Below are 26,909 nucleotides of genomic sequence, written 5' to 3'. Positions count from 1 at the left end.
GAAGAGAAAAGCCATCACCCAAAAGGTGATGGCTTTTTGTTTAATTTGTTTTTTCAGTTGTTGATGATAAGTTCGTTTGTGTTTCTGTTTTGTTTTTATTTGTATCAGAACCTGATGAATCATTCGTATCTGAGTTCGTATCACCATCCGACGTATCTTGGTTGTTGCTGTTGTTGTTATTGTTGTTGTTATTGTTAGGTTGGTCTTGGTTATTGTTGTCGGGCGGATTGGTGTTCGTGTTGTCTTGTTTTTTGTCTTGGTCGTTTGTTGAATCATCTGTCTTATCTTTATCTGTCTGACTGTCATCTGTTTGAGAATCATCAGTTTGTGTGTCATCCTGAGTCTTCTCATCATCTTTATTTTCATCATCCGTTTGTTGCTGATCTTCTTTATCTTCATCATCTTCAGCTTTCGGTACTTCATAGGATGTGGAAGCTGTATTTTTGCCATCATCACTGACGGCTGTTACTTCGAATTTGTATACAGATCCTGGCTGCACGCCCGAAATGACTGCCTCTTTTGCAGAGCTGTTTTGAATTTCTGAGTAGCTGCCGCCATCAACAGATTGCTTAACAGCAAAGGTCGCATCTCCATCGTAATTCCAGCTTAATGTCAAAGATTGATTGTCTTTATCATATTTCACGCTTAAACCAGACAGTTTTTCTGTTTCTTCTTTTTCTTCTTTCTCATATGTTTTAGAAACAGTAGAAGGAGCTGTGCCTTTTACAAAGTACTCTGTGAGCTTTTTATCGCTTGGCGTATTTGGTCCTGCCAGTTTTGCCGGGTTAGAGCCTTTTTCTACAGTGGCTTCCACCACGCTGTCAGGCTTCTCAAATGATCCGCTTCCGTCATCGACGTCGGCAATGAGTTGGGCGAAAATGCGCTTTGCAACTTTTTGCTCTTCAGCTGAAAGAGATTTCTTTCCAGCTTCGTTTTCTCCCATACCTGTCCAGACTGCTGCTGTATATTGCGGTGTGTAGCCGACAAACCAAGAATCTCGGGCACCGCCGCTTGCGATATTGTACCTTTGGACTTCATTTTCATCAAAGTTTGTTGTCCCTGTTTTTCCTGCTACTTCCACACCGGGTACTTGTGCAAGCTGTCCAGTTCCTGTCTTAACAGCTGTTTTCAGCATATCTGTAATCATAAACGCAGTATAATCGCTCATTGCTGATTTTGATTTCGGTGTTAAGTCAAGCTTCGTGCCATCGTTAAATTCAATAGACTTTACAAAATGTGGTGCATTATACGTTCCGTTATTTCCAAACGCGCTGTATGCGCCTGCCATTTTTAGAGGAGAAACACCATCGTCTCCACCAAAACCGCCAATTGAATAGGCCTCTGATACATTATCTTTTGTTAATCCAAGTCCAAGTCCATTTGCAAAGTCTACAGCAGTATCTTTACCGACTGCCTGGAATGCTTTTAAAGCTGGGATATTTCTTGATTGTGCAAGAGCGTAACGCATAGAGATAGACCCTAGATATTTACGGTCCCAATCACGGATTGGTTTTCCATTCGAATACGTATAAGCTGAGTCATCAATTTGTTCGTACGTGGACCATTTTTTGTTTTCGATAACTGGGCCGTAGTCCAAAATCGGCTTTATGGTTGAACCAGGCTGTGCCTCAGTTTGAGTTGCATAGTTAAAGCCTCCGACAGGCTGATTGCGTCCTGCACCAATCGCGCTTACTTCTCCAGTTTTTGTATCGAGAAGCGTAACGCCGCCCTGCATGCCTTCAGTAAATCCGACGGTGTCTCCGTTCATTAATTCATCTAGTTTGTCTTGTGCTTTTGTATCTAATGTCGTATAAATTTTTAATCCGTCAGTACCTGGATTGACATCAGATTTTTCTTCAATTTCTTTCATGACTTCTTCAACAAACGCGCTGTATTTATTTGAATTTGTTTTTTCATATTCCTTCTGTGACACAACGCCTTCGTCTTTCACTGCCACTTTTTTCGCTTTGTTATATTCAGAATCAGAAATAAATCCTTGCTTTTTCATCAGACTTAGTACAATATTCCGCCGTTTTTCCGCTTTATCCGGGTTTTTAACGGGATTGTACGCTGTCGGGCTTTGCGGCATACCCGCAAGTGTCGCAGCTTGTTCCACAGTCAATTTGCTTAAATCTGTGACGCCGAAAAATTCTTCCGCCGCTTTTCCGATTCCGTATGCTCTAGGAGAAAAATAAATCCGGTTTAAATACATTTCTAAAATTTCATCTTTAGAGTAATTGCGTTCAAGCTGAATCGATAGCCAAACTTCCTGCACTTTCCGTTTCAGCGTCTTCTGATGAGAAAGAAGGGAGTTCTTGACGACCTGCTGTGTGATCGTACTTCCGCCTTCAGCCCCGAAGCCATCTGTAAAGTTGGCGACTAAGGCGCCTCCGATACGGACAGGGTCAATCCCGTGGTGCTCATAAAAACGGGCGTCCTCTGTCGCAATAAAGGCTTCTTTTACAACATCGGGAATTTCATCTATCGAGACGTAGGTCCTCTTTTCGGAGCCGTATTCAGCGATTTCTTTTCCGTTTTTATCATAAATTGTCGATGAATAAGGCGTCTTTAATTTGTTTTCATCCAATGATGGAGCATCTGAAACCATGACGGCAAATGTTACCGCACCGCCGACTACGCCTAAAACAAACAAAATGAGTAAAGTAAAAAGGGTCTTTTTAAACAATCCGCCTTTTTTTCGTTTCTTGCCTTTTTTCGGTGAAGGACTCGATTTGCTGTTCGCTTTTCGTCGAGCTTCACGGCTGTTAAATTGATCTGACATAACATCTCAACCTTTCGTTAATCAACCTTTCGCACTAGAAGATGGCGAAAAATAAAGCTGTTCAATAATACTAATATAATCAATTCTAGGTGCGTATCCAAGAGAAATCGGGTATGCTGATTCCTCTAACTCATCTTTTCGAATTGATTTTCTGCCGTTTTTTTCTTTTCTGTCCCAGAAAAAAAACAGCTTATCGGCTTCCAAAAAATAAACCTGGTCGAAAGCGGATATAATAACAAAACAAATACCGTCTTGAGCCTTTACCTGCTTCATATGCTCGATTTGATGGTCATGGAAATTCTGCAGGGGGAAAGAGGTCTTGTTTTTCGTTTCTTTCGCCTCAAAATCAATATACCGCCCTTTGTAAATCCCGTTATAATCTGTTGTCGATGATTGTTTAAAGTAAGCTTCTTTAATCACTGCGGCGCTTCTTTTTGGATAATGGACATTTACAATTTGAACTGGTGTCGGCTTTTTGTGTATGACGGCAATTTGGTTTGTCAGATAATACTTATTCGTTTCGTTTAAGTCATCTTCGAGGGTCATCCCGCGATTACTGTAAGACGGGGCCCTTTTCTGACTGTTTTGGGATGAAACCGAATGTTTCGGCTGGAACGTTTTTCCGTTAGGATAACGAATCACTTTCTCATCCTCCTTATTAAACTATTCATGACGGAAGTGAATGAACGTGCAAGAACAACAGACCATCAGAAAGCTTCTGTGCCGGATTGAGCGGCAGACAAAATCAAAAAACGCAGATAACATTTCAAGAACGAACGCATATAAAGCGTTTTATGACCGTCATCCGGAAATTAAATGGTCGCTTTTGGCATCCTTCGTTTCTCGCAATGCCGGCTGGTCAATGACTGACTTAAAAGGCAGTCTGTTTCAGCTTGGACTCCGTGAGAGACAGCAAAAGTGGTTCTTTTTAGCCTATGAAAGAGCGAACTGGCTTATTTTTTCGGATGCCTATCCGCAGCTTCTTTTGTACCACTGGTCAAAAAAAATCGGGAAACCGCTGTTCCATCACCTGCATGTGTTTGGGGTCTCGCAATTTATGACGGAAGAATGGGCCCGTTTTTGGCATGAGCGAAACACGGAGCGGCTGATGTATGCCCTCATTATAAATGAACAAAACACTATCCAAACACCTATTATACAAAATCCTTCGTTTAAAAAGAATGTTTTTGACACGATTCCTTTTTATTTAAGTGATTGGTTTCATTTTAACACGGTTATTTTTCCTTCTTCAGACGGGTTTCTTTACGGCATTTCAGTGAAACGCTTTTCAAAGACAGAGGAAAGGGTAAGGCTGGGAAAGCAGCTGTCTCAATTGCTGTTCAGTCCGGAATTGTTCTGCTCTTTTTATCACTTTTTGCATACAGTGCCGCACACAGGCTCCCGTTTTGATATGGAAAAAATGATCGGGATCACAAAAAGAACATCTCCTATGTTAAGGACATGCTATCCTGAGGTAATCCACTCATTAGACGGAGAGAAGACAGATTGGTTTCATGGAAAGATCAAGAAAGCGTTCTTTAGGCGTGAGGAATTGCCGAAGCAGATTGAATTGACAGACTGGTATTTACATAAAAAACGCCAGCTTCATGCGCTTTTTGCGGTGGAGCATTGGCTGAAAAAATAAAGAAGCAAGGAATTTCCTTGCTTCTTACGTAGAAGGGCGGTTCGGGCCGCCTAGTTTTTTATCTAAAGAATCGATTGCTTTTGATTCCGTCTTTTTTTGCTGGCCGGCTTTTTTCGGTCTTGTTTTCATACGGCACCTCCTCACAAGTATCGTTTGCATTAAGGGAGAGGATCATACAATTTTTGCGGGTCTTTTTGTCGAAAACTTCAGCTTTTCGTGGAATGCCTGTTTGTTTGGCGATTTGCTTCTAGTTTTGTCATGAGGAAGGAAAGAGCCTGAAGAGCAAAGAATGTTAACCGGGAGAGACGAGGAAAGGGAGGTACACGAATGTCCGGTTATGTAAGCAAAACAGATATTCTCCGTATGCTTTCTGATATAGAAGATGAATTAACCCGAGCTGAGCAAAGCCTGAATCATTCTGTAATTGCCTTTGAGGCTGAGATGCGGGAAACGGAAAACGATCGCCTGAGTGTGCTGGAAGAAGAACTCATGGACCTTCATATTTGTATAAACGAGCTTTGTCAATCGCCTCAACACAGGTATGCGTTTGAAAAGGTATACCGTATCGGCTGAATTTGCGAGTGAAATTTGGTACGATATGCATTGAGGTGAAGGGTATTGCAATCACAAACGTTGCTGGAAATGACCGAGCAAATGATTGAAGCTGCTGAAAAAGGTGCTGATCGATATCAGGAAGGAAAAGACAGTGATCTTTCTTATGATTTTTTTGAGACGATAAAGCCTGCAGTTGAAGAGAATGATGATCTGGCGGCTCACTGGGCGCAAGGGGCGCTTGAATTGATAAAAGCCCGCCGTCCGAAATATGTGCATAAAGAGCAAATCGAGACCGTAAAGGATAATTTTCTGGAATTGGTCCTTCAATCATATGTTCATCATATTCATAAAAAACGATTCAAGGACATCACTGAGTCAGTCCTTTATACATTGCACGCAGTAAAGGATGAAATTGCAAGAGAAGACAGCCGGTAAAGGCTGTCTTCTTTTAAGTTTGTTATAGGGGGCCGGACGTTAATTCAACTCATATGCCGGGCTTTCTGCTCCATTTGCTTCGAGAACCTTCATACTGTTACGAAACTCAGTTGTGCTGAGATGTCCTTGAATATAGAGGAACTTGGCAAAGTCCATCAGTTTATTCATACAGTCTGTTTCATATTTCTTCATTTCTGCAAAACGTTTGCTTAAGTATGATACGTTCATTATGGTGCATCCCCTCTCATCTGTATTGAAAATATGGTACCATAATGATTCGACTTTTTTCTGTTTTTAAAAAATTTAAACTTTCGACACAATTTGACAAACGCGAATCAGGACCTGTGACACAAACAATAGTTTTCATTCATACATATATAGAAGAGAAACATGTAGAGTTTAGGGGGAATCGCAATGAACAGGAGTTCTCAAAGCTATCCTCGGCAAATGGGCTACTATTATCCACAGCAAATGCAGGGATATTATCAGCAGGTTTCACCTGGGCAATACTTCCCGCAGCAGCATTATGGGCAGCAGGAATATTATCAGCCGTATGTTCCGAACCAGTCTATGCCTATGCAGCCGCCTGTATTTTCCAACCCTTATCCAATCCCAAGGCCTAATCAGCAGCAGCCCTCACAATTCCAAAGTATTATATCGCAGTTCAAAAAAGCCAATGGGCAGTTTGATTTTAATAAAATGATGGATACGACAGGTCAAGTGATGAGTGCAATGAATCAGGTCGGATCTTTAATAAAGGGATTTACCAGCTTTTTTAAATGATAGAAGCATGAATGAATCGTTCATTCATGCTTATTTTTCGGAAAGAAAAGTGTCATTGTCTGCTCGTTCCAAGATGTTTCCATATCTTCTTGGTGTACTTCATAAGGCAGCTGAACCGTTCTCGTCATGCTTGTAAAAGTGGCCTCATTTTGCTGTTTCTGTTTCTCTTGGAGAGTTACGTGCAGATATCTTGATTTAATATCAACGACGATCTCGCCATCACGAAACGTCGCTGGAACTGTAATATCGACATACAGCCCAGTGTCTCTTTCTCTGACATGTATGGTCGTCTGTACATCCTTTACACTCGAGTTGATCAGGTTTTGAAATCCGTTTAATAGGTTGCCGAATGCTGAGGATTGAAACAGATGATCCATTGCCTCCGTGATGATTTCTTCTTTCTTTTGCAGTTCGTTCTTTTTGTCATCATTGAATTCCAAATCTGCCACCGCCTTTTTTATCCAGATTATGCGCCTATGCCAGATGTTGTTATAAATTGAAGCAAAATTGAAAGTGTGGTTAAATAGTGGTGAATGAAGGGATAACGGTTGAAGCGAATGAGAAGGGAGAAAACACATTGCTGAAAAAATTATTCGGAATGGGCAAAACTCAGGAAAAAGTGACAGAAGAGGTTATTTATTCTCCGGCAGACGGTACGGTATTGGACCTGACAGATGTGCCGGACCCTGTTTTTTCACAGAAAATGATGGGGGAAGGAATAGCGGTGGAACCGTCAAACGGTGAAATCGTTTCACCTGTTGAAGGTGAAGTGATTCAGATTTTCCACACCAAACACGCCGTTGGCATTCGGACTCGCTCAGGAATTGAACTGTTAATTCATGTCGGGCTGGAAACGGTCAATATGAACGGAGAAGGGTTTACTGCCCACATCAAAGAAGGGGACAAAGTGAAGGTCGGTGACCCGCTGATTACGTGTGATTTGGAATTAATCAAAGAAAAAGCGAGCAGTACAGTCATCCCCATCGTTATTATGAATGGTGAGGCTGTAGGATCAATTGTGCCGGCAGGCGAAAAGGCTGCTAACAAAGGTAAAACAAAGCTCCTTACAATAAAAGCGAAATAAGCAGGGCGTATGCCTTGCTTTTTTTGTTCGATTGTATAAAATTTGCACCTAGCCATGCAAACAAATATTCGGTAAACTGTACTTGACAAAGAGGTGTAAAGAATGAAAAAGAAATCACTGACTGAGCTCATTTCTGAGTTAAAAGGAAATGAAAACGTTGTGAATTGGCATGAAATTGAGCCTCGTGAAGCAAGAACAAGGCCGATGCCTGAAAGTATAGATGAAAGAATAAAAGCAGCCCTTTCGAAAAGGGGCATTGATGAACTATATACCCACCAATTTTCCGCTTTTCAATATGTGCAAAAAGGAGAAAGCATCGTTACCGTAACGCCAACCGCATCAGGAAAAACGTTATGCTATAATCTCCCAGTCCTGCAGTCCATCGCCCAAGACGAAACAAACCGGGCGCTATATTTATTTCCGACTAAAGCGCTGGCACAAGACCAAAAGAGCGAGCTAAATGAAATCATTGATGAAATGGGCATTGATATTAAAAGCTTTACATATGACGGGGATACGTCTCCGGCAATCAGACAAAAGGTGAGAAAAGCAGGTCATATTGTCATTACAAACCCCGATATGCTGCATTCTGCCATTCTTCCGCATCATACGAAATGGGTCAGTTTGTTTGAAAACCTTAAGTATATCGTCATCGATGAGCTTCATACGTATCGCGGCGTTTTCGGGAGCCATGTGGCGAATGTGATCCGGCGGCTGAAGCGGATCTGCCGGTTTTATGGAAGTGATCCGGTTTTTATTTGTACTTCCGCAACGATTGCTAACCCGAAGGAATTGGGAGAGCAGCTGACGGGCAAACCGATGAGGCTGGTCGATGACAACGGTGCCCCGAGCGGACGGAAGCACTTCGTGTTTTATAATCCGCCAATTGTGAACAAACCGTTGAATATTAGAAAGAGCGCAACAGCAGAAGTGAATGAACTGGCGAAAGAGTTCCTGAAAAACAAAGTGCAGACCATTGTTTTTGCCAGAAGCAGAGTCCGGGTGGAGATTATTTTAAGCCATATTCAAGAGCTTGTGAAAAAAGAGATTGGGACAAAGTCGATCAGAGGCTATCGAGGAGGCTATCTTCCGAAAGAGCGAAGAGAAATCGAAAGAGGTCTGAGAGAAGGCGAAATTTTAGGAGTGGTCAGTACGAATGCCTTAGAGCTTGGTGTTGATATCGGCCAGCTGCAAGTGTGTGTGATGACGGGGTATCCTGGAAGTGTGGCAAGTGCATGGCAGCAGGCGGGGCGAGCCGGCAGAAGACACGGTGAGTCTTTGATTATCATGGTCGCCAATTCAACGCCGATCGATCAATATATTGTGCGGCATCCCGAATATTTCTTTAACCGTTCGCCGGAATCTGCAAGAATCAACCCGGAGAATTTGATTATTTTAGTAGACCACTTAAAGTGTGCGGCTTATGAGCTTCCTTTTAGAGCTGATGAAGAGTTTGGGCCGATGGATGTAAGTGATATTCTTGAGTACCTTCAGGAAGAGGCCGTTCTTCACCGGAATGGCGAACGGTATCATTGGGCAAGTGAATCATTTCCTGCATCAAATATCAGTTTGCGTTCCGCATCACAGGAAAATGTCGTTATTGTTGATCAATCGGACATTGCAAATGTAAGGATTATCGGTGAAATGGATCGTTTTAGCGCGATGACGCTTTTGCATGATGAAGCGATTTATTTGCATGAAGGGGTTCAATATCAAGTAGAGAAGCTCGATTGGGACCATAAAAAGGCTTATGTCAGAAAAGTCGATGTCGAATATTACACGGATGCCAACCTGGCAGTTCAGCTAAAAGTATTAGAAATTGATAAAACGAAGGAAAAAAGCCGTACGTCATTGCACTATGGTGACGTCACTGTCAATGCCCTGCCGACCATTTTTAAAAAAATTAAAATGACCACTTTTGAAAATATCGGGTCTGGTCCTATTCATTTGCCGGAAGAAGAACTGCATACAAGTGCAGCTTGGCTCGAAATCAAAACAGCAGATGAAGACATCGGGGAAAAGACACTGGAACAGCTGCTTCTTGGCATCTCAAATGTGCTGCAGCATATTGTCCCTGTGTATATTATGTGTGACCGAAACGATGTTCATGTCATTTCTCAAATCAAAGCAGCCCATACCGGATTACCGACGATCTTTTTGTACGATCATTATCCGGGCGGCATCGGTTTGGCTGAGGAAGTCTTCAAACGTTTTTCAGACATTAATGAAGCGGCAAAACAGCTCATTAAGCAATGTCCTTGTCATGACGGCTGTCCGTCTTGTATAGGTACCGAAATAGAAGGGATAAAAGCAAAGGAAAGAATTTTGCAGCTGTTGGTTCAAATGGCGTAAGGAGGGAGGTCAGATATGTCATTAAAAGGGAAACTCCAGCGAATGAAAAAGCATATGGTGCTCGACGAAGGAGAACATAAAATAGAAGCAGGCCAACGAGAAAACAATTTTGCTGAAATCCCGTTTTTAGAAGAGTGGGAGGCTTTTGGCATGAAGCCTTTTTTCTTCGAAGATGAATACTGCCTCATCAGAGAAGTAGAATATCCGCTTTCTCACCGCCATGGGTTATACCGTTTTTCTGAGCTTGATGAAGTGATTACACTGTGGAATCAAAGCAGCCTGTCGCATACTTTGTCAGCAAAAGGGTATAACAAAAACAGTCTCTTTTTCTTTGATACAGAAACAACTGGTCTTGGAGGCGGAGCCGGAAATACCATTTTTTTGCTTGGCCATGCGAGAGTATATGAAGACCGAGTGACAGTCAAACAGCATCTTTTGCCCAAACCGGGAAATGAAGTCGCCTTGTATCAAAGCTTTTTAAGCGAGGTTGACATTACATCACTTGTAACCTACAACGGAAAAGCCTTTGATTGGCCGCAGGTGAAAACAAGGCACACATTGATCCGTGACAGACTTCCGAAGCTCCCGGAGTTCGGTCACTTTGACCTTCTGCATGGAGCAAGACGCCTGTGGAAACACAAAATGGACCGCGTATCACTTGGCACGGTTGAAAAAGAGGAGCTCGGCATTCACAGACAAGAAGACACACCGGGCTACTTGGCGCCAATGCTTTACTTTCATTTTATCAAGGCGCAAGAGCCTGATCTTCTAAAAGGTGTCCTGCATCATAATGAAATGGATGTGCTATCGCTCATTTCATTGTACATTCATATGTCTAAAAAAATTCTGTCAGCATCTTATGCGCCAAAAGAGCACATTGAGCACAGTGAAGCTTATGCCATGGCGAAATGGTTTATGGCCCATAAAGAAACGGATCAAGCGGTCAAACAGCTGGAAAGGCTTAAAGAAAAGTCGTTTGAGGATCAGGACAGAGCACGGCTGGATTTATCGCTCCTGTACAAAAAACAAAACCGGTTGGAAGAAGCAGTGCCGCTTTGGGAAAAGCTGTCCCGCTCCCAAAATCAGAAGTGCAGATACACTGCTGTGATAGAGCTCGCGAAATATTTTGAGCATAAGAAAAAAGAGTTTGGCAAAGCATTGTATATAGCAGAACAATTACTTAGTGATGCGGCATTCTTATCAGAAAAAGAATCAGAAAAACTGCAAGTAAGAATTGCCCGGCTGAAGAGGAAATATTCCTCTTAAATATTCCCCGGGAAAGCGCAAAAGACGACTTGTTTCGCCATGAATTTTTTTGCTGAATTCACATTGATTTTGTTGTAGAATAGCGGCGAATCCTGTAAAATGACGGTAGTTATTTTTAAAGGGAGAGTTGGTATGTATAAGGGTGTTTTTTACTTGTTCTTTGTTGTGGTATTTTTGATTGCTTTTGTGTTTTCAAACTTTAAAGACAGTTTAATTGTACACTTTTAAAATAGGTCTTTGCATTAGAACATGTACCCCTTATTTTTCATAACTTAGTATTGTAATAAAGTTTATGGAAAGGGGATTTAAACATGCATCACTGCAGACCGCACATGATGGCGCCGATTGTCCATCCTACTCATTGCTGTGAACACCATACGTTTTCAAATACTATCGTGCCGCATATTCACCCACAGCACACAACAAACGTAAATCACCAGCATTTTCAGCACGTTCACTACTTTCCACATACTTTCTCAAATGTTGATCCGGCAACGCATCAGCATTTTCAAGCAGGAAAACCTTGCTGCGACTAGTATGGAAACGTGCAGCTTGATGGTGTAAACAAACAGCACATCAAAATGGGGCCCAATGGGAGCCCCATTTTTTAAAGCAGGTGAAGTAATGAAAGTATTGGCAGTAACAGGATACAAGCCATTTGAACTCGGGATTTTTAAACAGGATGATAAGGCACTGTATTACATAAAAAAAGCGATCAAAAACCGGTTGATCGGACTTTTAGATGAGGGCTTAGAATGGATTTTAATATCGGGCCAGCTTGGAGCGGAACTGTGGGCGGCTGAAGCTGCATATGATCTGCAGGAGGAATACCCTGATTTAAAGGTAGCTGTGATTACTCCTTTTTACGATCAGGAAAAGAACTGGAAAGAGCCTAATAAAGAGCTTTATGAAGCTGTTCTGGCACAGGCTGACTATGAAGAAAGCCTGACTCACAGGCCGTATGAAAGCCCGCTACAATTTAAACAAAAAAATCAGTTCTTCATAGAAAAATCAGATGCGCTGATGCTTTTATATGATCCTGAGAGGGAAGGATCTCCAAGGTACATGCTTGAGACGGCTGAAAAGAGACGCGAACAGGATGGCTATCCCATTTACTTTATCACAATGGATGACTTGAGAGTGACAGTAGAGGAAGACAGCTACTCATAGCAATAAGAGAAATTTGACAACCGTACAGATTTCTGAAAAAATATATGTAATGATTCACGATACGAGGTGAAAAAGATGCTTGCTGATAAAGTAAAGCTTTCTGCGAAAGAAATTTTGGAAAAAGAATTTAAAACAGGCGTTAGAGGCTACAAGCAAGAAGACGTTGACAAATTTTTAGATATGATTATTAAGGATTATGAAACCTTCCATCAAGAAATTGAAGAACTGCAGCAGGAAAATCTGCAGCTGAAAAAACAGCTTGAAGAAGCCAGCAAAAAACAGCCTGTGCAATCTAACACAACGAATTTTGATATTTTAAAACGGCTGTCCAACTTAGAAAAACACGTTTTTGGCAGCAAGCTTTATGATTGATCGCGCTTGAAAAAAATGGCGCTTGTAAAATGCAATCAGTTGTTATATAATAATTCATGTTCTTAACGTTCGGGTAATCGCTGCAGATCTTGAATCTGTAGAGGAAAGTCCATGCTCGCACGGTGCTGAGATGCCCGTAGTGTTCGTGCCTAGCGAAGTCATAAGCTAGGGCAGCCTTGATAGGCTGACGGCAGGAAAAAAGCCTACGTCCTTTGGATATGGCTGAGTATCCTTGAAAGTGCCACAGTGACGAAGTCTCACTAGAAATGGTGAGAGTGGAACGCGGTAAACCCCTCGAGCGAGAAACCCAAATTTTGGTAGGGGAACCTTCTTGACGGAATTCAACGGAGAGAAGGACAGAAAGCTTTCTGTAGATAGATGATTGCCGCCCGAGTACGAGGTGATGAGCCGTTTGCAGTACGACGGAACAAAACATGGCTTACAGAACGTTAGATCACTTACATTTAAAATGATGAAAACAAGCTCTCCCGTATAAGGAGAGCTTTTATCTTGAAAAGAGAAAAGTTTTAAAAGACAGGGTGATACGATGAAGAAGTATACACTAATTGCAACGGCGCCGATGGGCATTGAAGCTGTTGTCGCAAAGGAAGTACGAGATTTAGGATACGAATGCAAGGTTGATAACGGAAAAGTTATTTTCGAAGGTGATGCGCTTGCCATTTGCCGTGCGAACCTTTGGCTTAGAACAGCCGACCGCATAAAGGTTCAGGTTGCTTCTTTTAAAGCGAAAACATTTGATGAACTGTTTGAAAAAACGAAAGCGATTAACTGGCGCTCATTTATACCTGAGAACGGGAAATTCCCTGTCATTGGGAAATCGGTAAAATCAACACTTGCAAGCGTTCCTGACTGTCAGCGGATCGTCAAAAAAGCAATTGTCGAAAAGCTCAAGCTGCAGTCCGGCAAAGCCAATGACTGGATTGAAGAAACAGGTGCCGAGTATAAGGTGGAAATTTCTTTATTGAAAGATCAAGCAGTTATTACGCTGGATTCGTCAGGGACAGGGCTCCATAAACGAGGATACCGTGTCGACCAGGGCGGCGCGCCGATTAAAGAAACACTTGCTGCCGCTTTAGTGCAATTAACCAATTGGACCCCGGACCGTCCATTTGTCGATCCTTTCTGCGGTTCCGGAACGATTGCGATTGAAGCCGCGTTAATCGGCCAAAACATCGCCCCGGGATTTAACCGCGATTTTGTCTCAGAGGATTGGGAATGGATCGGTAAAGAGCTGTGGGACAAAGCACGGCTTGAAGTCGAAGAAAAGGCGAACTATGACCAGCCGCTTACGATTTTCGCAAGCGACATAGACCACCGTATGGTTCAAATCGCAAAAGAGAATGCAGAGGAAGCAGGCTTGGGGGATTTAATCCAATTTAAGCAGATGCAGGTCAAAGACTTCACGACAAATCTGGAGTTTGGCGTAATTGTCGGCAATCCGCCTTACGGAGAACGTCTCGGCGAGAAAAAAGCCGTTGAGCACATGTACAAAGAAATGGGACAGGCGTTCGAACCGCTTGATACCTGGTCTGTGTATATGCTGACATCAAATGAGAATTTTGAGGAAGCATACGGCAGAAAAGCGACGAAGAAACGAAAGCTCTTTAACGGATTTATTAAAACGGATTATTATCAATACTGGTCAAAGAAAAAGAAATTTTACAATTGAAAATAGTTTGATTAATTTTTAGCCAGATAATGGATATTCAAGTCTTCCATATCTGGCTTTTTTGTTTGGGGAGATTAGGCATCTATCTACTGTTTTAAGGAAAAATTAAGAAAATCAATAGTCAAATAGGATTGATTTCTATATATAGTTATTATAAAATAAATTTTGTATAAAAAAGAAGGAGTTGGAATTTGTGATATTTTTGTTAAAGAAAAGCACTTTATTGATTACTACTCTACTTATAATAAGTACATTTTTTGCTTTTAGTTCTACAGCAGAAGCTGCAACTAGTTCATGGCAAACTGTAAATGGGGTTAAAGGTTGTAAAGTTAGGGTATATACTGATGCTTCTACATATACCAAAAGAGCAAGTTCAATAGATACCTATGCTGAGACAAATGGTAAATGCGGTACACTAAACTATCGTATGGGCGTCTCAACTAGAGATGGTGAGTGGAGTCTCGGTAATTATTTTATAAAGGGTTCTTTTTCTAAAAAAACGCCTATTAAGAAATTTTACTTTAGTAAATTAGCAAAACCTGCGTCTAAAGAACGTTGGGAAGTAAATGTAGAGTTATACAAAGGAAGTAAATTCAAAGATGCTGTACAATCTAAAATATTTTATGTGGAAAAAAGAAAATAAATTATTTTGATATATGACTTGTCAACTTTGATTTAAAAGTTGACAAGTTTTTTATTTACTGAATCATGCATTTCTTAAAAAATCTACTGTTATTAATAAGATTTTTTATTTTCAATCTGAATTTCACATTTCCTGGTTAAGAAAGAACAAAGGCATAATTTGCCTTTGTTCTCACATCTTTCAGCCATATTCTATCGTTACCAACGGTGGGCTTTCGCGTTGCTTCTCAATATAATGTTGGTTTGGGACATTTCAGTGTGACCGTTTACTTGAGACTTAGAACGTTTAGGCCGCGTCCAATTGTGATGAAACAGTTCAGAATGCTGATCTAATCGATTTCTATAACTCATGTCAACATCACTCCCTGATAGAATATTGTTGATAAGACGGATATTCTGGGTACGGAATATCGAGTGTAGTTTGTGCATATTTCGGCGATAACATGCGGAAAGCATGTATATAAAATGAAAAGTTCGCATACAATGATGATTATTTCCATCAGAGGTGATCTCATGCTGAACAGCGAACATTTTAATCTCATTCAAAGGGCGCTTGACGCAACAGCCAACGAGCTGAAGGAGCACGGGGCTGATTCGTCTCCGTCTGTGATGTCGCATGCACTAAATGATTTAGAAAAAGCGGTGGAACATATTTATTCAACAGACCATCCTTTTTTATCGGCGCATGTGATCAATCGAAAGTAAGTTGTAAAAAAACTTGGCATTGCCAAGTTTTTTTATTGTATTCATCAGTAGGAAATGATATTATTGGTGGTCTGAATGTCGAATAGTTGGGGGTTGGAACTAGGTGACAACATCACGTTTGCCTTTTTCTTTAACGAAAACAAAGAATTTTTATGAAGAATTGAACAATTGGATTGGTGACGTGTTTTACGATATCCTTCCCGAAAAAGGGTTTGATCTTCGGGATGAGCAAGTATTTATGGCTTTTCAGCTGGAGCGGGCGTTTAAAGAGAAAAAAGTCATGTTTGCCGAAGCTGGAGTGGGAACGGGGAAAACGCTGGTTTATCTTCTTTTCGCGATCAGCTATGCAAGATATGTCGGCAAACCTGCCATTATCGCTTGTGCTGATGAAACATTAATCGAACAGCTAGTGAAAAAAGAGGGCGATATTTCAAAGCTGGCTGAGCATTTGGATCTGAAAATTGATACAAGGCTGTCGAAGTCACATGAGCAATATTTATGCTTGAAGAAGCTTGAAAAAACGATGCAGCGATCTGATGATGATAAATGGCTGGATCTTTATGAATCATTACCGTCATTTGTTCATGAATCACAGGCGATGCAGCGCTTTTATCCGTATGGCGACCGTAAGCAGTACGCAAATCTATCAAATGAAGAATGGTCTGAAGTAAGCTACGACTCGTTTCAGGATTGTCTGACTTGTGATATGAGACATAGATGCGGTTTGACACTTTCCAGAGATTATTACCGCAAGTCAACGGACTTGATCATTTGTTCCCATGATTTTTATATGGAGCATGTGTGGACGGAAGAATCGCGCAAACGAGAGGGCCAGCTGCCGCTCTTGCCTGATCATAGTGCTGTTGTATTTGATGAAGGACATCTGTTAGAGTTTGCTGCACAAAAAGCGTTAACCTACAGAGTGAAGCAGTCTACTCTTGAATTGTTTTTAGAACGTTTGCTTCAAAATGACATCAGAGAAGAGTTTGCTGAACTGATAGAAGATGCGCTTGCTGCAAACGATGAATTTTTCTATGTTCTTTCTGAAGAATCAAAAGAAGTAGCCGGTTCACACCGTTTAGAAATAAAAAATGACCAGCGTGTCAAAAAGGCGGCGGACGAGCTTTGCCGTTTGCTTGATAAAATCGGTGAGGCTCTTGTGTTCGAGTCTGAGATGTACACGATTGATCAATACGAGCTGTCAGTTGTGGAGGAATATGTTGAACAAATGGCGTATTCATTATCTCTATATCAAAAGGATGCGATCAGCTGGCTTGAGAAAAGGGAAGCTGAATCAACCTTTGTTGTGATGCCAAGAACGGTAGCGGAAGTGCTTGGCGAAAAAGTGTTTTCTAAGAAAATTCCTTATATCTTTTCTTCTGCCACGCTGTCAGAAGGCGGTTCGTTTGATTATATTGCCGACAGTCTCGGGATTCACGATTATTTATCATTAACCGTTGATTCTCCTTATGATTATGACGAGCAAATGACCGTTAATCTATATGCAAAAACAGATATGGCTGCTGAACAAAAAACGGCTGAAACGATTGAAACAATCAAACGTTATAAAGGCAGAACGCTGGTGCTTTTCCCTTCTTTTGAAGAATTAAACGAGTTTAAGCAGCTGTCGGCGGCTTGGGAGCTGCCGTATCCGATTTTCTTTGAAGGTGATGAGGAAATCAGCAGCTTAGTGGAGAAATTCCAAGAGGAAGAGGAAACAGTACTTTGTTCGGTTCACTTATGGGAAGGACTCGATATTCCTGGTGACGCATTGAAGAATGTTACCATTTGGTCATTGCCATTCCCGCCTCATGATCCTGTATTTACAGCGAAACGCAACGGGGCGAAAAAAGATCCGTTCGAAGAAGTTGATCTGCCATATATGTTATTACGCGTACGGCAGGGCATCGGGCGCCTGATTCGTTCGAATCAAGACAGCGGCTCGATTCACATTTACGCTGGCGGAGAAAATGGACGCATCATTGATGAAGTCAAAAAGGTCTTGCCCGTTGAACCGCATATGATGTAATAGAAAAAGCTGACGATCGTGTTCGTCAGCTTTTTTAATGTGTCAGCGGGATAGCCAGCCGCCGTCAACTGCTAAAATATGCCCATTTACATAATCTGAAGCACGTGATGCCAAAAAGACTGCAGTTCCCCCGATATCATCTGCTTTGCCCCAGCGGCCGGCAGGGATTCTTTTTAAAATGTCCTCATTTCGCTTTTCATCATCCCGAATAGGCTGTGTATTCGCGGTAGAAATATAGCCCGGGGCGATTGCGTTGACCTGAACACCGGACGCCGCCCACTCATTTGCAAATGATTTTGTTAAACCGGCAACCGCGTGTTTGCTCGCTGTGTAAGCGGGAACGAGGATACCGCCTTGAAAAGATAGGAGAGAGGCGATATTAATAATCTTTCCATAACCTCTTTTCAGCATGTAGCTGCCTGCCAGCTGTGTCAGAATAAACAAGCTGTTTAGATTGACATTCAGTACATGCTGCCAGTTCTCTTCTGCAAAATGCTCCGCTTTTTCTCGGTGAATAATGCCGGCATTATTGACAAGAATGTCGATCTGCCGGCTTTCGAACAGCTCAGCTGCAGAATCCTTTATCGCTTCTGGCTTGCTCATGTCCAATGTAAAAGACGTAAACGTTCGGCCTTCTTGTTCCACAAGCTGCTGTGTTTCAGACAGGCTGCTTTTATGTGATGTGCCGATAATATCAGCGCCGGCCCCGGCCAGCGCTTTGGCAATTCCTTGACCGATTCCCGTTCCCGGTCCTGTTACCAGCGCTGTTTTTCCTTCTAATGAAAAGGCGTCATGTAGATAACTCATCTTATTTCAGCCCATCCATCGGAACGACATCCATGTCCGTGAATGTGTAGTTTTCTCCAGCCATTGCCCACACAAAGCTGTAGTTTGATGTTCCTGCGCCAGAGTGAATAGACCAAGCAGGAGAAAGGACAGCCTGCTCATTTCCGACAACTAGGTGGCGGGTTTCGTCCGGCTGGCCCATGAAGTGAAACACCTTCGAATCCTTCTCAAGATCAAGGTAAAGATAAGCCTCCATCCGGCGGTCATGGACGTGTGCCGGCATAGTATTCCAATTGTTGTTTTGATCTAACATCGTAATTCCCATCATAAGCTGACAGCTTTTAATGCCATCTTGATGAATGACTTTGTACAGGCTTCTGACGTTAGAAGCTGCATCATCGCCAAGTCGGTCCGGTGTCAGTTCAGAAAGAGCGGCTTTTTGCGTCGGATAGCTTTGATGGGCACAAGCGGAGACGAAGTAAAACTTAGCTTGTTCTCCGTTCAGGCTTGTGAATGCTACATCCCGATTGCCCATTCCGATATAGAGAAAATCCTTTGTTTGAAGCACATATTCATCATCACCAACCCTGACAGCGCCAGGCTGGCCGACATTAATAATCCCGATTTCACGCCGTTCTAAAAAGAAATCTGTTTTAAGGAAATCCCCGGCATCAAGCTTCAGGTCACTTTGCCCAGGAGCGGCGCCGCCGATGACAACCCGGTCTTCATGTGAGTAAAACATCGTAAGTTTGTTTTCCGTAAATAAAGTATCCATTAAGAAATGACTGCGAAGCTCCTCAGTTGTAAAGCGTTTTACTTGTTCAGGGTGTACAGAATAACGGTTTTCCATTGTATTTCCCCCTTGGTTAGGATTTCGGCATCACTTGAATGAAAATATTTTGGTAACGGTTTCAAAGAAAATTTTAGGATAAATAGTGAAAAGAGTCAACGGGAAAATTGTGAATAAGCACATTATTAAAAAAACTCTTTCCAAATTTTAAAAATATGGTATTCTTTTGTTGTAACGGTTTTGAAATCGGTTTCAAATATATGAGATACAGGAGCACTTGAATGAAAAAGAAAACAACTGGCCATACGACCATCAAAGACGTAGCTGAATATGCAGGAGTTTCGAAATCGACAGTTTCCCGCTATATCAACGGAAAAATTGATGCGATTTCTCCTGAAAAAGTGAAAAACATTAAAAAGGCAATTGCAGAATTGAATTATCGACCAAGTAAAATGGCACAAGGTTTGAAAATAAAAAAAAGCAAATTAATCGGATTTGTTGTAGCTGACATTACAAATCCTTTTTCGGTCGCGGCTTTCAGGGGAGTCGAAGAGGTTTGTGATCAATATGGCTACAGCATTATGGTGTGCAACACAGATAACAGTCCTGAAAAAGAGCGGGAAATGCTCTTAAAGCTTGAAGCCCATTCGGTTGAAGGGCTGATTTTAAACGCAACCGGAGAAAACAAGGATGTGCTGCACGCCTTTGCCGAACAGCAAATTCCAACGATATTAATTGACCGGAAACTTCCGGATCTGAAACTGGATACGGTAACAACTGACAACAGAAGGATCACAAAAGAGATTCTTCAGAAGATTTACAGCAAAGGGTACACTGATGTCGCGCTGTTTACCGAACCGATTTCATCAATCAGCCCTCGTGCAGAAAGAGCAGCTGTGTATCAGGAAATGGCTTCGGCCCAAAATGCGAACGGGCTTGTAAGAATGTATGAAATTGACGTGAAAAACAAGGAGAAGCTTAAGGTGGCGCTTCGTTCTTTTCACAAGGAGATGCAGGAGCAAAAAAAAGCGATTCTGGCTTTGAACGGCTTAATTATGCTGAAAATCATCAGCTGTATGGATGAGCTTGGCCTGCGCATCCCTCAAGATATAGGGATTGCTGGGTTCGATGATACGGAATGGTATAAACTGATTGGTCCGGGCATTACAACGATCGCCCAGCCGTCACATGATATGGGCAGGACGGCGATGGAACGTGTATTAAAAAGGATTGAAGGTGACAAGGGAGCGCCTCAAACCATTGAATTAGAGGCAGAAGTCATCATGAGACAGTCACTTTAATCCTAGGTGCCCTCAACTAAGAGGAGGTTGGGAAGAGATGAAGCTTGATGCGGTGACATTCGGGGAATCGATGGCCATGTTTTACGCAAATGAGTACGGAGGCCTTCATGAAGTATCCACTTTTTCTAAAGGGCTGGCCGGAGCGGAAAGCAATGTCGCTTGCGGTCTGGCCAGACTCGGATTTCAGATGGGCTGGATGAGCAAGGTAGGCAATGATCAGCTCGGAACATTTATTTTACAGGAGCTTAAAAAAGAGGGAGTGGATGTGTCCCGCGTGATCCGCTCGCAGGACGGAAATCCCACTGGTCTGCTGCTGAAGTCAAAAGTGAAAGAAGGCGATCCGCAAGTTACCTATTACAGGAAAAACTCAGCTGCAAGCACATTAACTTCTGCTGAATATCCGAGAGATTATTTTCAATCCGCAGGCCATTTGCATGTAACAGGTATTCCGCCTGCCTTATCAGCCGATATGAAAGACTTCACGTATCATGTTATGAACGACATGAGAAACGCCGGGAAGACGATTTCACTCGACCCCAATTTGAGAGCTTCACTTTGGCCTGATCAAGCAACAATGGTATACACAATCAATGATTTGGCTGGGCTTGCAGACTGGTTTTTCCCGGGGATCGCAGAGGGAGAGCTATTGACCGGAGAAAAAACACCTGAAGGCATTGCAGACTATTATCTGAAAAAAGGTGTAAGCTTTGTCGCTATTAAACTCGGAAAAGAAGGCGCTTACTTTAAAACGAAGACAAGTGAAGGATTTGCAGAAGGCTTCCGGGTCGACCGGGTGGTTGATACAGTCGGTGCCGGAGACGGATTTGCAGTCGGTGTGATCAGTGGTATCCTCGACGGTTTGTCGTACAAGGATGCGGTGCAAAGGGGAAATGCGATTGGCGCTTTGCAAGTGCAGGCACCGGGGGATATGGACGGCCTGCCGACCAGGGAGAAATTAGCCGCGTATTTATCTGCTCAAAGAACGGTTTACCAAAAGAAAGGGGATTATTAATATGGAGTCTAAAATCGTTGAAAACCGTCTGAAAGAAGCAAGGCTGATTGCAGTCATCCGCTCAAATGATAAACAGGAGGCTAGTCAGCAGATTGAGAGTTTACTAGATAAAGGGATTCGTGCGGTTGAAGTGACTTATACGACGCCTGGGGCTTCAGATATTATCGATTCCTTCCGTAATAGAGAAGATATCTTAATCGGCGCGGGCACGGTCATCACTGCACAGCAAGCGGGAGAAGCTGCCGAGGCTGGCGCGCAGTTTATTGTCAGTCCGGGTTTTTCAGCTGACCTTGCTGAACACCTTTCTTTTTTAAAGACACATTATATCCCTGGCGTATTGACTCCGAGCGAAATCATGCAAGCGCTGACATGTGGTTTTACTACATTGAAGCTATTCCCAAGCGGTGTGTTTGGCATCCCATTTATGAAAAATTTAGCGGGCCCTTTCCCGCAGGTGACCTTTATTCCGACAGGCGGGATACATCCGTCTGAAGTGCCGAATTGGCTCAAAGCCGGAGCTGGCGCCGTCGGTGTCGGAAGCCAGCTGGGCAGCTGTTCAAAAGATGATTTGCAGGCTGTTTTCCAAGTGTAAGTGAGATTGTTTTTTCATAACCGGAGGATGGGAGAATCCACATATGAAAATCAAAGCGACAATTGAACGGGTACCTGGCGGAATGATGATTATTCCGCTGTTTCTGGGAGCAGCGCTCAATACGTTTGCGCCTGGAACAGCGGAGTTCTTTGGAGGGTTTACGGGTGCTTTGATTACCGGAACGCTGCCGATACTGGGTGTTTTTATTTTTTGCGTAGGAGCGACGATTGATTTTCGTTCTTCAGGCTATATCGCAAGGAAAGGAATCACATTATTATTGGGGAAGGTCGGATTTGCGGCGCTGCTTGGCGTGATCGCAGCGCAATTTATACCTGATGAAGGCATACAATCCGGCTTCTTTGCAGGTCTTTCTGTTTTAGCAATTGTCGCTGTGATGAATGAAACGAACGGCGGCCTGTATTTGGCGCTCATGAACCATATGGGAAGAAAAGAGGATGCTGGCGCTTTCGCGTTTATTAGTACAGAATCAGGGCCTTTTATGACCATGGTGACGTTTGGTGTGACGGGACTTGCCGCATTTCCGTGGGAAACGCTGGCAGCGACAGTCATCCCGTTTTTACTCGGGTGTATACTTGGAAATCTTGATCATGACCTCAGAGACTTATTCAGCAAGGTTGTGCCGGCGATCATCCCGTTTTTTGCCTTTTCCCTCGGAAACACCTTGAATTTTGGAATGCTGATCCAATCAGGGCTTCTCGGCATTTTTATCGGTGTTTCTGTCGTCATTTTATCGGGAAGCTCCTTGTTTTTGCTTGATCGTTTTGTCGCGCGGGGAGATGGTGTCGCGGGAGTGGCGGCTTCTTCTACGGCGGGGGCGGCTGTAGCCGTGCCATACGCATTAGCGGAAGCGAATGCTTCGTTTGCGCCAGTTGCCGAATCAGCAACCGCAATCATAGCGACAAGCGTTATCGTCACCTCGCTGTTAACCCCGCTGGCAACAGTATGGGTGGATAAAAAAATCAATGAGAAAAAACGGAAAACACCGCCGCCAAAAAATCAAATGACAATCAACTGAACAAAGAAGGCTGCCGCCAAAAATGCCGGCAGCCTCTTATACAAACAAGTTGACTTTCATACCCCCTTCCATTAGCCTGTAATGGAACGGCTAGAATAGGGAGGGAATGGATATGGAGATACATACATATGAAAAGGAATTTTTTGATCTTTTAAAAAGAATCTCACATTTCAGCGAAGCAGTTGCGTTAATGCACTGGGACTCCAGAACAGGCGCGCCAAAAAACGGCTCAGAGGACCGTGCCGAAAGCATCGGCCAGCTTTCAACAGATATATTCAATATCCAGACATCAGATCGGATGAAGGAGCTAATCGATGCCCTGTATGAACGATTTGATGACTTGTCTGAAGATACGAAAAAGGCAGTAGAGCTGGCGAAAAAAGAGTATGAAGAGAATAAAAAAATCCCTGAGGCTGAATACAAGGAATACGTGATTCTGTGTTCAAAGGCAGAAACTGCTTGGGAAGAAGCGAAAGGAAAATCTGATTTCAGCTTGTTTTCCCCTTATTTAGAGCAGCTGATTGAATGCAATAAACGTTTTATTACGTATTGGGGTTATCAAGAACATCCTTATGATGCATTGCTTGATTTGTTTGAGCCGGGTGTCACGGTAAAGGTGCTTGATCAGCTGTTTTCCGAGCTTAAGGAAGCGATTATTCCTCTAGTTAAACAGGTGACAGCTTCCGGAAATAAACCAGATACAAGCTTTATCACAAAAGCGTTCCCTAAAGAAAAGCAAAAAGAGCTCAGCTTGTATTTTTTACAGGAGCTTGGCTACGATTTTGATGGTGGACGGCTTGATGAAACTGTTCATCCGTTTGCGACCACGATGAACCGCGGAGACGTTCGCGTCACGACGAGATACGACGAAAAAGATTTTCGTACGGCGATCTTTGGCACCATTCATGAGTGTGGCCACGCGGTATACGAGCAAAATATTGACGAAGCACTGAGCGGCACGAACTTATCAGACGGTGCATCAATGGGAATCCATGAATCTCAATCATTATTTTACGAGAATTTTATCGGCCGCAACAAGCATTTTTGGACACCGTACTATAAGAAGATTCAAGAAGCATCACCTGAACAGTTCAAGGGCATCTCTCTGGATGATTTTGTCCGGGCAATCAATGAATCAAAACCTTCATTTATCAGGGTTGAAGCGGATGAATTAACGTATCCTCTTCATATTATCATCCGATATGAAATTGAAAAGGCGATTTTTAGCAATGAAGTGTCAGTGGAAGAACTGCCGTCGCTTTGGAATCAAAAATACCAGGATTATTTAGGGATTACACCGCAGACGGACGCAGAGGGAATTTTACAGGACGTCCATTGGGCAGGAGGAGATTTCGGCTATTTCCCATCCTATGCGCTCGGTTACATGTATGCGGCTCAGCTGAAACAAAAAATGCTTGAGGATATTCCTGAATTTGACACTCTTTTGGAAAGAGGGGAATTTCATCCGATAAAGCAATGGCTGACGGAAAAGGTGCACATTCACGGAAAACGGAAAAAGCCGTTAGACATTATTAAAGATGCAACAGGAGAAGAGCTGAATGTACGCTATTTAATTGAATATTTGTCAAACAAATATTCAAATCTTTATCTGTCGTAATCAAAAGCCTGGCGGCACGGCCGTCAGGCTCTTTTATGATCGGAATTCCTCGAAAGACGAATGATATTTCAGAAAATGAAAATAAAGTTCGGGAATTTTCATTTTTCGTCTATGCAAGAGATTAGAATCTTGATATAATTTATTACAATATCATAGGAACACTCATATAATCGCGTGGATATGGCACGCAAGTTTCTACCGGGCACCGTAAATGTTCGACTATGAGTGAGCAATGAGACCGCATGTGTACGGTTTTTTGTTATATCAGCATTGCTTGCTCTTTTTTTGAGCGGGCAATGCTTTTTTTATTCTCATAACGGAGGTAAGCAGGATGGAAGCACTGAAAAGGAAAATAGAGGAAGAAGGCGTCGTATTATCTGATCAGGTATTGAAAGTGGATTCTTTTTTGAATCACCAAATTGATCCGCTGCTTATGCAGAAAATCGGTGACGAATTTGCCGACAGATTTGCTAAAGACGGTATTACTAAAATTGTGACAATCGAATCATCCGGAATCGCTCCCGCTGTAATGACAGGCTTGAAGCTTGGTGTGCCGGTTGTCTTCGCGAGAAAACATAAATCATTAACACTCACCGACAACTTGCTGACAGCGTCTGTTTATTCCTTTACAAAGCAAACAGAAAGCCAAATCGCAGTCTCAGGAACCCACCTGTCGGATCAGGATCATGTGCTGATTATCGATGATTTTTTGGCAAATGGGCAAGCAGCGCACGGGCTCGTGTCGATTGTGAAGCAGGCAGGAGCTTCTATTGCGGGACTTGGCATTGTCATTGAAAAGTCATTTCAGCCGGGAAGAGATGAACTTGTGAACTTAGGCTACCGAGTGGAATCTTTGGCAAGAATTCAATCATTGGAAGAAGGAAAAGTGTCCTTCGTACAGGAGGTTCATTCATGAAAAATGGATTTAGCAAAACGCTGTCTTTAGGGATACAGCATGTGCTCGCCATGTATGCTGGTGCCATTGTCGTTCCTCTCATAGTTGGAAAAGCAATGGGCCTGACTGTCGAACAGCTGACCTACTTAGTATCGATTGATATTTTTATGTGCGGTGTGGCTACACTTCTGCAAGTGTGGAGCAACCGATTTTTCGGGATCGGGCTTCCGGTAGTGCTTGGCTGTACATTTACAGCTGTATCGCCGATGATTGCGATTGGATCTGAATACGGGGTTTCAGCGGTTTACGGAAGCATTATCGCTTCAGGTATTCTCGTCATTCTGATTTCATTTTTCTTTGGAAAGCTCGTATCACTTTTTCCGCCGGTGGTGACAGGATCAGTTGTTACGATAATCGGTATTACACTTATGCCGGTAGCCATGAATAACATGGCCGGCGGTGAAGGAAGTGTAGATTTCGGAGACCTTTCCAATCTTGCTCTCGCCTTTATCGTTTTGAGTATCATTGTGCTTCTATACCGTTTTACGAAAGGCTTTATCAAATCCATCTCGATTTTGATCGGTATTTTAATTGGGACTTTCATCGCTTATTTTATGGGAAAAGTCCAATTTGAAAACGTTTCGGACGCGGCAGTTGTTCAAATGATTCAGCCATTTTACTTCGGAGCGCCGTCTTTTCACGCAGCGCCTATTATTACGATGTCCATCGTTGCGATTGTCAGCCTTGTAGAATCAACTGGTGTTTACTTTGCCTTAGGTGACCTGACGAACCGCCGTCTGACAGAGAAAGATTTGTCAAAAGGCTATCGCGCTGAAGGGCTGGCTGTGCTGCTGGGCGGTATTTTTAACGCTTTTCCTTACACGGCATTCTCTCAAAATGTCGGGCTTGTACAGCTCACAGGAATCAAGAAAAATGCCGTAATTGTTGTCACGGGTGTAATCTTAATGGCGTTTGGGCTGTTTCCGAAGATTGCTGCTTTCACGACCATTATTCCATCTGCTGTTTTAGGAGGTGCGATGGTGGCGATGTTTGGAATGGTGATCGCTTACGGAATCAAAATGCTCAGCCGCATTGATTTTGCAAAACAGGAAAACCTGCTGATTGTTGCCTGCTCAGTCGGTCTGGGTCTCGGTGTAACAGTTGTGCCGGATATTTTTAAGCAGCTTCCGAGTGCCTTAACGCTTCTTACAACAAACGGCATTGTCGCAGGCAGCTTCACTGCAGTAGTCTTAAATATTATATATAACGTATTTTCTAAAGCCAAAAAAACAGAACAAAAAGCTGACATCACTGAGCAAAAAACAGCAGTCTAAACTCCGCCGCGGCGGAGTTTTTTGCATATAAAAAA

Annotated in this window: 30 protein-coding genes, 1 other RNA gene and 1 riboswitch; of the genes, 23 read left to right on the top strand and 8 right to left on the bottom strand. The window is 42.7% G+C overall.

All coding sequences use genetic code 11. From position 1 onward, the window contains the following. Window positions 1-40: 40 nt before the first annotated feature. Both AC0C66_RS03945 and recU read right to left on the bottom strand, forming a co-directional pair. Complete coding sequence (locus tag AC0C66_RS03945) at window positions 41-2,782, bottom strand: transglycosylase domain-containing protein (RefSeq protein WP_461845596.1); 2,742 nt, start codon at window positions 2,780-2,782, stop codon at window positions 41-43. 21 nt (window positions 2,783-2,803) lie between these two features. Continuing rightward, window positions 2,804-3,424: a Holliday junction resolvase RecU gene (gene recU, locus AC0C66_RS03940; RefSeq protein WP_014114180.1), complete on the bottom strand. Its 621-nt coding sequence runs from the start codon at window positions 3,422-3,424 to the stop codon at window positions 2,804-2,806. 40 nt (window positions 3,425-3,464) lie between these two features. On the opposite strand from recU, the gene AC0C66_RS03935 reads away from it, so the two are divergent. Beyond that, complete coding sequence (locus AC0C66_RS03935; protein ID WP_072182234.1) at window positions 3,465-4,427, top strand: DUF2515 domain-containing protein; 963 nt, start codon at window positions 3,465-3,467, stop codon at window positions 4,425-4,427. 24 nt (window positions 4,428-4,451) lie between these two features. Here the strand turns inward: AC0C66_RS03935 and sspM are convergent, their stop codons facing one another. Continuing rightward, the gene (sspM, locus tag AC0C66_RS03930) at window positions 4,452-4,556 is read right to left on the bottom strand and encodes an acid-soluble spore protein SspM (protein WP_003225606.1); all 105 of its coding nucleotides are present in this window, start codon (window positions 4,554-4,556) and stop codon (window positions 4,452-4,454) included. A 198-nt stretch (window positions 4,557-4,754) separates the two neighbouring features. Here sspM and AC0C66_RS03925 point away from each other — a divergent pair, with 198 nt between their 5' ends. Both AC0C66_RS03925 and AC0C66_RS03920 read left to right on the top strand, forming a co-directional pair. Continuing rightward, window positions 4,755-5,000: a DUF5446 family protein gene (locus AC0C66_RS03925; protein ID WP_014114178.1), complete on the top strand. Its 246-nt coding sequence runs from the start codon at window positions 4,755-4,757 to the stop codon at window positions 4,998-5,000. A gap of 45 nt (window positions 5,001-5,045) precedes the next feature. Then, a complete protein-coding gene (locus tag AC0C66_RS03920) occupies window positions 5,046-5,417 on the top strand; it encodes a YppE family protein (RefSeq protein WP_044454164.1) in 372 nt (123 codons plus the stop codon). A gap of 39 nt (window positions 5,418-5,456) precedes the next feature. On the opposite strand, the gene AC0C66_RS03915 is transcribed toward AC0C66_RS03920, so the two are convergent. After that, the gene (locus tag AC0C66_RS03915) at window positions 5,457-5,645 is read right to left on the bottom strand and encodes a YppF family protein (protein WP_003225611.1); all 189 of its coding nucleotides are present in this window, start codon (window positions 5,643-5,645) and stop codon (window positions 5,457-5,459) included. 186 nt (window positions 5,646-5,831) lie between these two features. Between AC0C66_RS03915 and AC0C66_RS03910 the strand changes: the two genes are divergently transcribed. Next, window positions 5,832-6,200 carry a YppG family protein gene (locus AC0C66_RS03910; protein ID WP_087986948.1) on the top strand — a complete coding sequence of 123 codons (369 nt, stop codon included), beginning with the start codon at window positions 5,832-5,834 and terminating at the stop codon, window positions 6,198-6,200. Between the two features lie 20 nt (window positions 6,201-6,220). Here the strand turns inward: AC0C66_RS03910 and AC0C66_RS03905 are convergent, their stop codons facing one another. Continuing rightward, window positions 6,221-6,640, bottom strand: coding sequence for an Hsp20/alpha crystallin family protein (locus tag AC0C66_RS03905; protein WP_461845595.1), 420 nt, complete (start codon window positions 6,638-6,640; stop codon window positions 6,221-6,223). A gap of 137 nt (window positions 6,641-6,777) precedes the next feature. Here AC0C66_RS03905 and AC0C66_RS03900 point away from each other — a divergent pair, with 137 nt between their 5' ends. The 10 genes from AC0C66_RS03900 to AC0C66_RS03855 all read left to right on the top strand — a co-directional run bounded on the left by AC0C66_RS03900 (window position 6,778) and on the right by AC0C66_RS03855 (window position 14,777). Next, window positions 6,778-7,284, top strand: a complete 507-nt coding sequence (locus AC0C66_RS03900) for a PTS sugar transporter subunit IIA (RefSeq protein ID WP_014114176.1) — start codon at window positions 6,778-6,780, stop codon at window positions 7,282-7,284. 102 nt (window positions 7,285-7,386) lie between these two features. Further along, window positions 7,387-9,636: an ATP-dependent helicase MrfA gene (mrfA, locus tag AC0C66_RS03895; RefSeq protein WP_088679247.1), complete on the top strand. Its 2,250-nt coding sequence runs from the start codon at window positions 7,387-7,389 to the stop codon at window positions 9,634-9,636. Between the two features lie 15 nt (window positions 9,637-9,651). After that, window positions 9,652-10,902, top strand: a complete 1,251-nt coding sequence (locus tag AC0C66_RS03890) for a ribonuclease H-like domain-containing protein (protein ID WP_072566465.1) — start codon at window positions 9,652-9,654, stop codon at window positions 10,900-10,902. Between the two features lie 99 nt (window positions 10,903-11,001). Then, window positions 11,002-11,130, top strand: coding sequence for a hypothetical protein (locus tag AC0C66_RS03885; RefSeq protein WP_014114173.1), 129 nt, complete (start codon window positions 11,002-11,004; stop codon window positions 11,128-11,130). Between the two features lie 83 nt (window positions 11,131-11,213). Further along, window positions 11,214-11,438 carry a spore coat protein CotD gene (cotD, locus tag AC0C66_RS03880; RefSeq protein WP_003225625.1) on the top strand — a complete coding sequence of 75 codons (225 nt, stop codon included), beginning with the start codon at window positions 11,214-11,216 and terminating at the stop codon, window positions 11,436-11,438. 88 nt (window positions 11,439-11,526) lie between these two features. Then, the gene (locus AC0C66_RS03875) at window positions 11,527-12,072 is read left to right on the top strand and encodes an SLOG family protein (RefSeq protein WP_003225627.1); all 546 of its coding nucleotides are present in this window, start codon (window positions 11,527-11,529) and stop codon (window positions 12,070-12,072) included. A gap of 75 nt (window positions 12,073-12,147) precedes the next feature. Beyond that, window positions 12,148-12,444 carry a cell division regulator GpsB gene (gpsB, locus tag AC0C66_RS03870; RefSeq protein ID WP_003225629.1) on the top strand — a complete coding sequence of 99 codons (297 nt, stop codon included), beginning with the start codon at window positions 12,148-12,150 and terminating at the stop codon, window positions 12,442-12,444. 65 nt (window positions 12,445-12,509) lie between these two features. Beyond that, window positions 12,510-12,891: RNase P RNA component class B (gene rnpB, locus AC0C66_RS03865), an RNA gene on the top strand. Between the two features lie 100 nt (window positions 12,892-12,991). Continuing rightward, entirely contained in the window at window positions 12,992-14,134 is a 1,143-nt protein-coding gene (locus tag AC0C66_RS03860) for a THUMP domain-containing class I SAM-dependent RNA methyltransferase (protein ID WP_088679246.1), read from the top strand. A 193-nt stretch (window positions 14,135-14,327) separates the two neighbouring features. Then, entirely contained in the window at window positions 14,328-14,777 is a 450-nt protein-coding gene (locus AC0C66_RS03855; RefSeq protein ID WP_080490492.1) for a hypothetical protein, read from the top strand. 197 nt (window positions 14,778-14,974) lie between these two features. Here AC0C66_RS03855 and AC0C66_RS03850 read toward each other — a convergent pair whose 3' ends face one another. Then, window positions 14,975-15,127 (bottom strand): YpzG family protein, encoded by a 153-nt coding sequence (locus tag AC0C66_RS03850; RefSeq protein WP_010327933.1) that lies wholly within the window; start codon window positions 15,125-15,127, stop codon window positions 14,975-14,977. Between the two features lie 162 nt (window positions 15,128-15,289). On the opposite strand from AC0C66_RS03850, the gene AC0C66_RS03845 reads away from it, so the two are divergent. After that, complete coding sequence (locus AC0C66_RS03845; RefSeq protein WP_014114171.1) at window positions 15,290-15,481, top strand: hypothetical protein; 192 nt, start codon at window positions 15,290-15,292, stop codon at window positions 15,479-15,481. A gap of 103 nt (window positions 15,482-15,584) precedes the next feature. Further along, on the top strand, window positions 15,585-17,510 hold the full coding sequence (locus AC0C66_RS03840) for an ATP-dependent DNA helicase (protein ID WP_088679245.1): 1,926 nt from the start codon (window positions 15,585-15,587) through the stop codon (window positions 17,508-17,510). Window positions 17,511-17,552: 42 nt separating this feature from the next. On the opposite strand, the gene kduD is transcribed toward AC0C66_RS03840, so the two are convergent. Continuing rightward, entirely contained in the window at window positions 17,553-18,317 is a 765-nt protein-coding gene (kduD, locus tag AC0C66_RS03835; RefSeq protein WP_061187660.1) for a 2-dehydro-3-deoxy-D-gluconate 5-dehydrogenase KduD, read from the bottom strand. Between the two features lies 1 nt (window position 18,318). Continuing rightward, complete coding sequence (gene kduI, locus AC0C66_RS03830) at window positions 18,319-19,146, bottom strand: 5-dehydro-4-deoxy-D-glucuronate isomerase (protein ID WP_088679244.1); 828 nt, start codon at window positions 19,144-19,146, stop codon at window positions 18,319-18,321. A 221-nt stretch (window positions 19,147-19,367) separates the two neighbouring features. On the opposite strand from kduI, the gene kdgR reads away from it, so the two are divergent. The 7 genes from kdgR (at window position 19,368) to pbuX (ending at window position 26,874) form a co-directional block, all read left to right on the top strand. Next, on the top strand, window positions 19,368-20,387 hold the full coding sequence (kdgR, locus tag AC0C66_RS03825) for a pectin utilization transcriptional regulator KdgR (RefSeq protein WP_461845594.1): 1,020 nt from the start codon (window positions 19,368-19,370) through the stop codon (window positions 20,385-20,387). Between the two features lie 37 nt (window positions 20,388-20,424). Then, window positions 20,425-21,399 carry a 2-dehydro-3-deoxygluconokinase gene (gene kdgK, locus AC0C66_RS03820; RefSeq protein WP_014114165.1) on the top strand — a complete coding sequence of 325 codons (975 nt, stop codon included), beginning with the start codon at window positions 20,425-20,427 and terminating at the stop codon, window positions 21,397-21,399. A gap of 1 nt (window position 21,400) precedes the next feature. Then, complete coding sequence (gene eda / locus AC0C66_RS03815; RefSeq protein ID WP_061187663.1) at window positions 21,401-21,991, top strand: bifunctional 4-hydroxy-2-oxoglutarate aldolase/2-dehydro-3-deoxy-phosphogluconate aldolase; 591 nt, start codon at window positions 21,401-21,403, stop codon at window positions 21,989-21,991. Between the two features lie 43 nt (window positions 21,992-22,034). Beyond that, window positions 22,035-23,027: a 2-keto-3-deoxygluconate transporter gene (gene kdgT / locus AC0C66_RS03810; RefSeq protein WP_014114163.1), complete on the top strand. Its 993-nt coding sequence runs from the start codon at window positions 22,035-22,037 to the stop codon at window positions 23,025-23,027. Window positions 23,028-23,139: 112 nt separating this feature from the next. After that, window positions 23,140-24,645: a carboxypeptidase gene (gene ypwA, locus AC0C66_RS03805; protein WP_472973496.1), complete on the top strand. Its 1,506-nt coding sequence runs from the start codon at window positions 23,140-23,142 to the stop codon at window positions 24,643-24,645. Between the two features lie 142 nt (window positions 24,646-24,787). Then, window positions 24,788-24,887, top strand: a riboswitch (purine riboswitch). An 89-nt stretch (window positions 24,888-24,976) separates the two neighbouring features. Beyond that, window positions 24,977-25,561, top strand: coding sequence for a xanthine phosphoribosyltransferase (gene xpt, locus AC0C66_RS03800; RefSeq protein ID WP_327816358.1), 585 nt, complete (start codon window positions 24,977-24,979; stop codon window positions 25,559-25,561). Then, window positions 25,558-26,874 (top strand): xanthine permease PbuX, encoded by a 1,317-nt coding sequence (gene pbuX / locus AC0C66_RS03795; RefSeq protein WP_327816359.1) that lies wholly within the window; start codon window positions 25,558-25,560, stop codon window positions 26,872-26,874. Before xpt ends, pbuX begins: the two co-directional genes overlap by 4 nt. The last annotated feature ends 35 nt before the right edge of the window (window positions 26,875-26,909 follow it).

The organism is Bacillus sp. VA13, assembly GCF_055710085.1.
Note: the sequence above shows the minus strand (reverse complement) of the source record. Positions and strands in the feature narration are given on the sequence as shown.

What these genes read in the sequence shown, in the direction of transcription:
- AC0C66_RS03945 (WP_461845596.1), bottom strand. Translation starts at nt 2,782, where the DNA reads ATGTCAGATCAATTTAACAGCCGTGAAGCTCGACGAAAAGCGAACAGC.
- AC0C66_RS03935 (WP_072182234.1), top strand. Translation starts at nt 3,465, where the DNA reads ATGAACGTGCAAGAACAACAGACCATCAGAAAGCTTCTGTGCCGGATT.
- sspM (WP_003225606.1), bottom strand. Translation starts at nt 4,556, where the DNA reads ATGAAAACAAGACCGAAAAAAGCCGGCCAGCAAAAAAAGACGGAATCA.
- AC0C66_RS03925 (WP_014114178.1), top strand. Translation starts at nt 4,755, where the DNA reads ATGTCCGGTTATGTAAGCAAAACAGATATTCTCCGTATGCTTTCTGAT.
- AC0C66_RS03915 (WP_003225611.1), bottom strand. Translation starts at nt 5,645, where the DNA reads ATGAACGTATCATACTTAAGCAAACGTTTTGCAGAAATGAAGAAATAT.
- AC0C66_RS03910 (WP_087986948.1), top strand. Translation starts at nt 5,832, where the DNA reads ATGAACAGGAGTTCTCAAAGCTATCCTCGGCAAATGGGCTACTATTAT.
- mrfA (WP_088679247.1), top strand. Translation starts at nt 7,387, where the DNA reads ATGAAAAAGAAATCACTGACTGAGCTCATTTCTGAGTTAAAAGGAAAT.
- AC0C66_RS03890 (WP_072566465.1), top strand. Translation starts at nt 9,652, where the DNA reads ATGTCATTAAAAGGGAAACTCCAGCGAATGAAAAAGCATATGGTGCTC.
- AC0C66_RS03885 (WP_014114173.1), top strand. Translation starts at nt 11,002, where the DNA reads ATGACGGTAGTTATTTTTAAAGGGAGAGTTGGTATGTATAAGGGTGTT.
- cotD (WP_003225625.1), top strand. Translation starts at nt 11,214, where the DNA reads ATGCATCACTGCAGACCGCACATGATGGCGCCGATTGTCCATCCTACT.
- AC0C66_RS03875 (WP_003225627.1), top strand. Translation starts at nt 11,527, where the DNA reads ATGAAAGTATTGGCAGTAACAGGATACAAGCCATTTGAACTCGGGATT.
- gpsB (WP_003225629.1), top strand. Translation starts at nt 12,148, where the DNA reads ATGCTTGCTGATAAAGTAAAGCTTTCTGCGAAAGAAATTTTGGAAAAA.
- AC0C66_RS03860 (WP_088679246.1), top strand. Translation starts at nt 12,992, where the DNA reads ATGAAGAAGTATACACTAATTGCAACGGCGCCGATGGGCATTGAAGCT.
- AC0C66_RS03850 (WP_010327933.1), bottom strand. Translation starts at nt 15,127, where the DNA reads ATGAGTTATAGAAATCGATTAGATCAGCATTCTGAACTGTTTCATCAC.
- AC0C66_RS03845 (WP_014114171.1), top strand. Translation starts at nt 15,290, where the DNA reads ATGCTGAACAGCGAACATTTTAATCTCATTCAAAGGGCGCTTGACGCA.
- kduD (WP_061187660.1), bottom strand. Translation starts at nt 18,317, where the DNA reads ATGAGTTATCTACATGACGCCTTTTCATTAGAAGGAAAAACAGCGCTG.
- kduI (WP_088679244.1), bottom strand. Translation starts at nt 19,146, where the DNA reads ATGGAAAACCGTTATTCTGTACACCCTGAACAAGTAAAACGCTTTACA.
- kdgR (WP_461845594.1), top strand. Translation starts at nt 19,368, where the DNA reads ATGAAAAAGAAAACAACTGGCCATACGACCATCAAAGACGTAGCTGAA.
- kdgK (WP_014114165.1), top strand. Translation starts at nt 20,425, where the DNA reads ATGAAGCTTGATGCGGTGACATTCGGGGAATCGATGGCCATGTTTTAC.
- eda (WP_061187663.1), top strand. Translation starts at nt 21,401, where the DNA reads ATGGAGTCTAAAATCGTTGAAAACCGTCTGAAAGAAGCAAGGCTGATT.
- kdgT (WP_014114163.1), top strand. Translation starts at nt 22,035, where the DNA reads ATGAAAATCAAAGCGACAATTGAACGGGTACCTGGCGGAATGATGATT.
- ypwA (WP_472973496.1), top strand. Translation starts at nt 23,140, where the DNA reads ATGGAGATACATACATATGAAAAGGAATTTTTTGATCTTTTAAAAAGA.
- xpt (WP_327816358.1), top strand. Translation starts at nt 24,977, where the DNA reads ATGGAAGCACTGAAAAGGAAAATAGAGGAAGAAGGCGTCGTATTATCT.
- pbuX (WP_327816359.1), top strand. Translation starts at nt 25,558, where the DNA reads ATGAAAAATGGATTTAGCAAAACGCTGTCTTTAGGGATACAGCATGTG.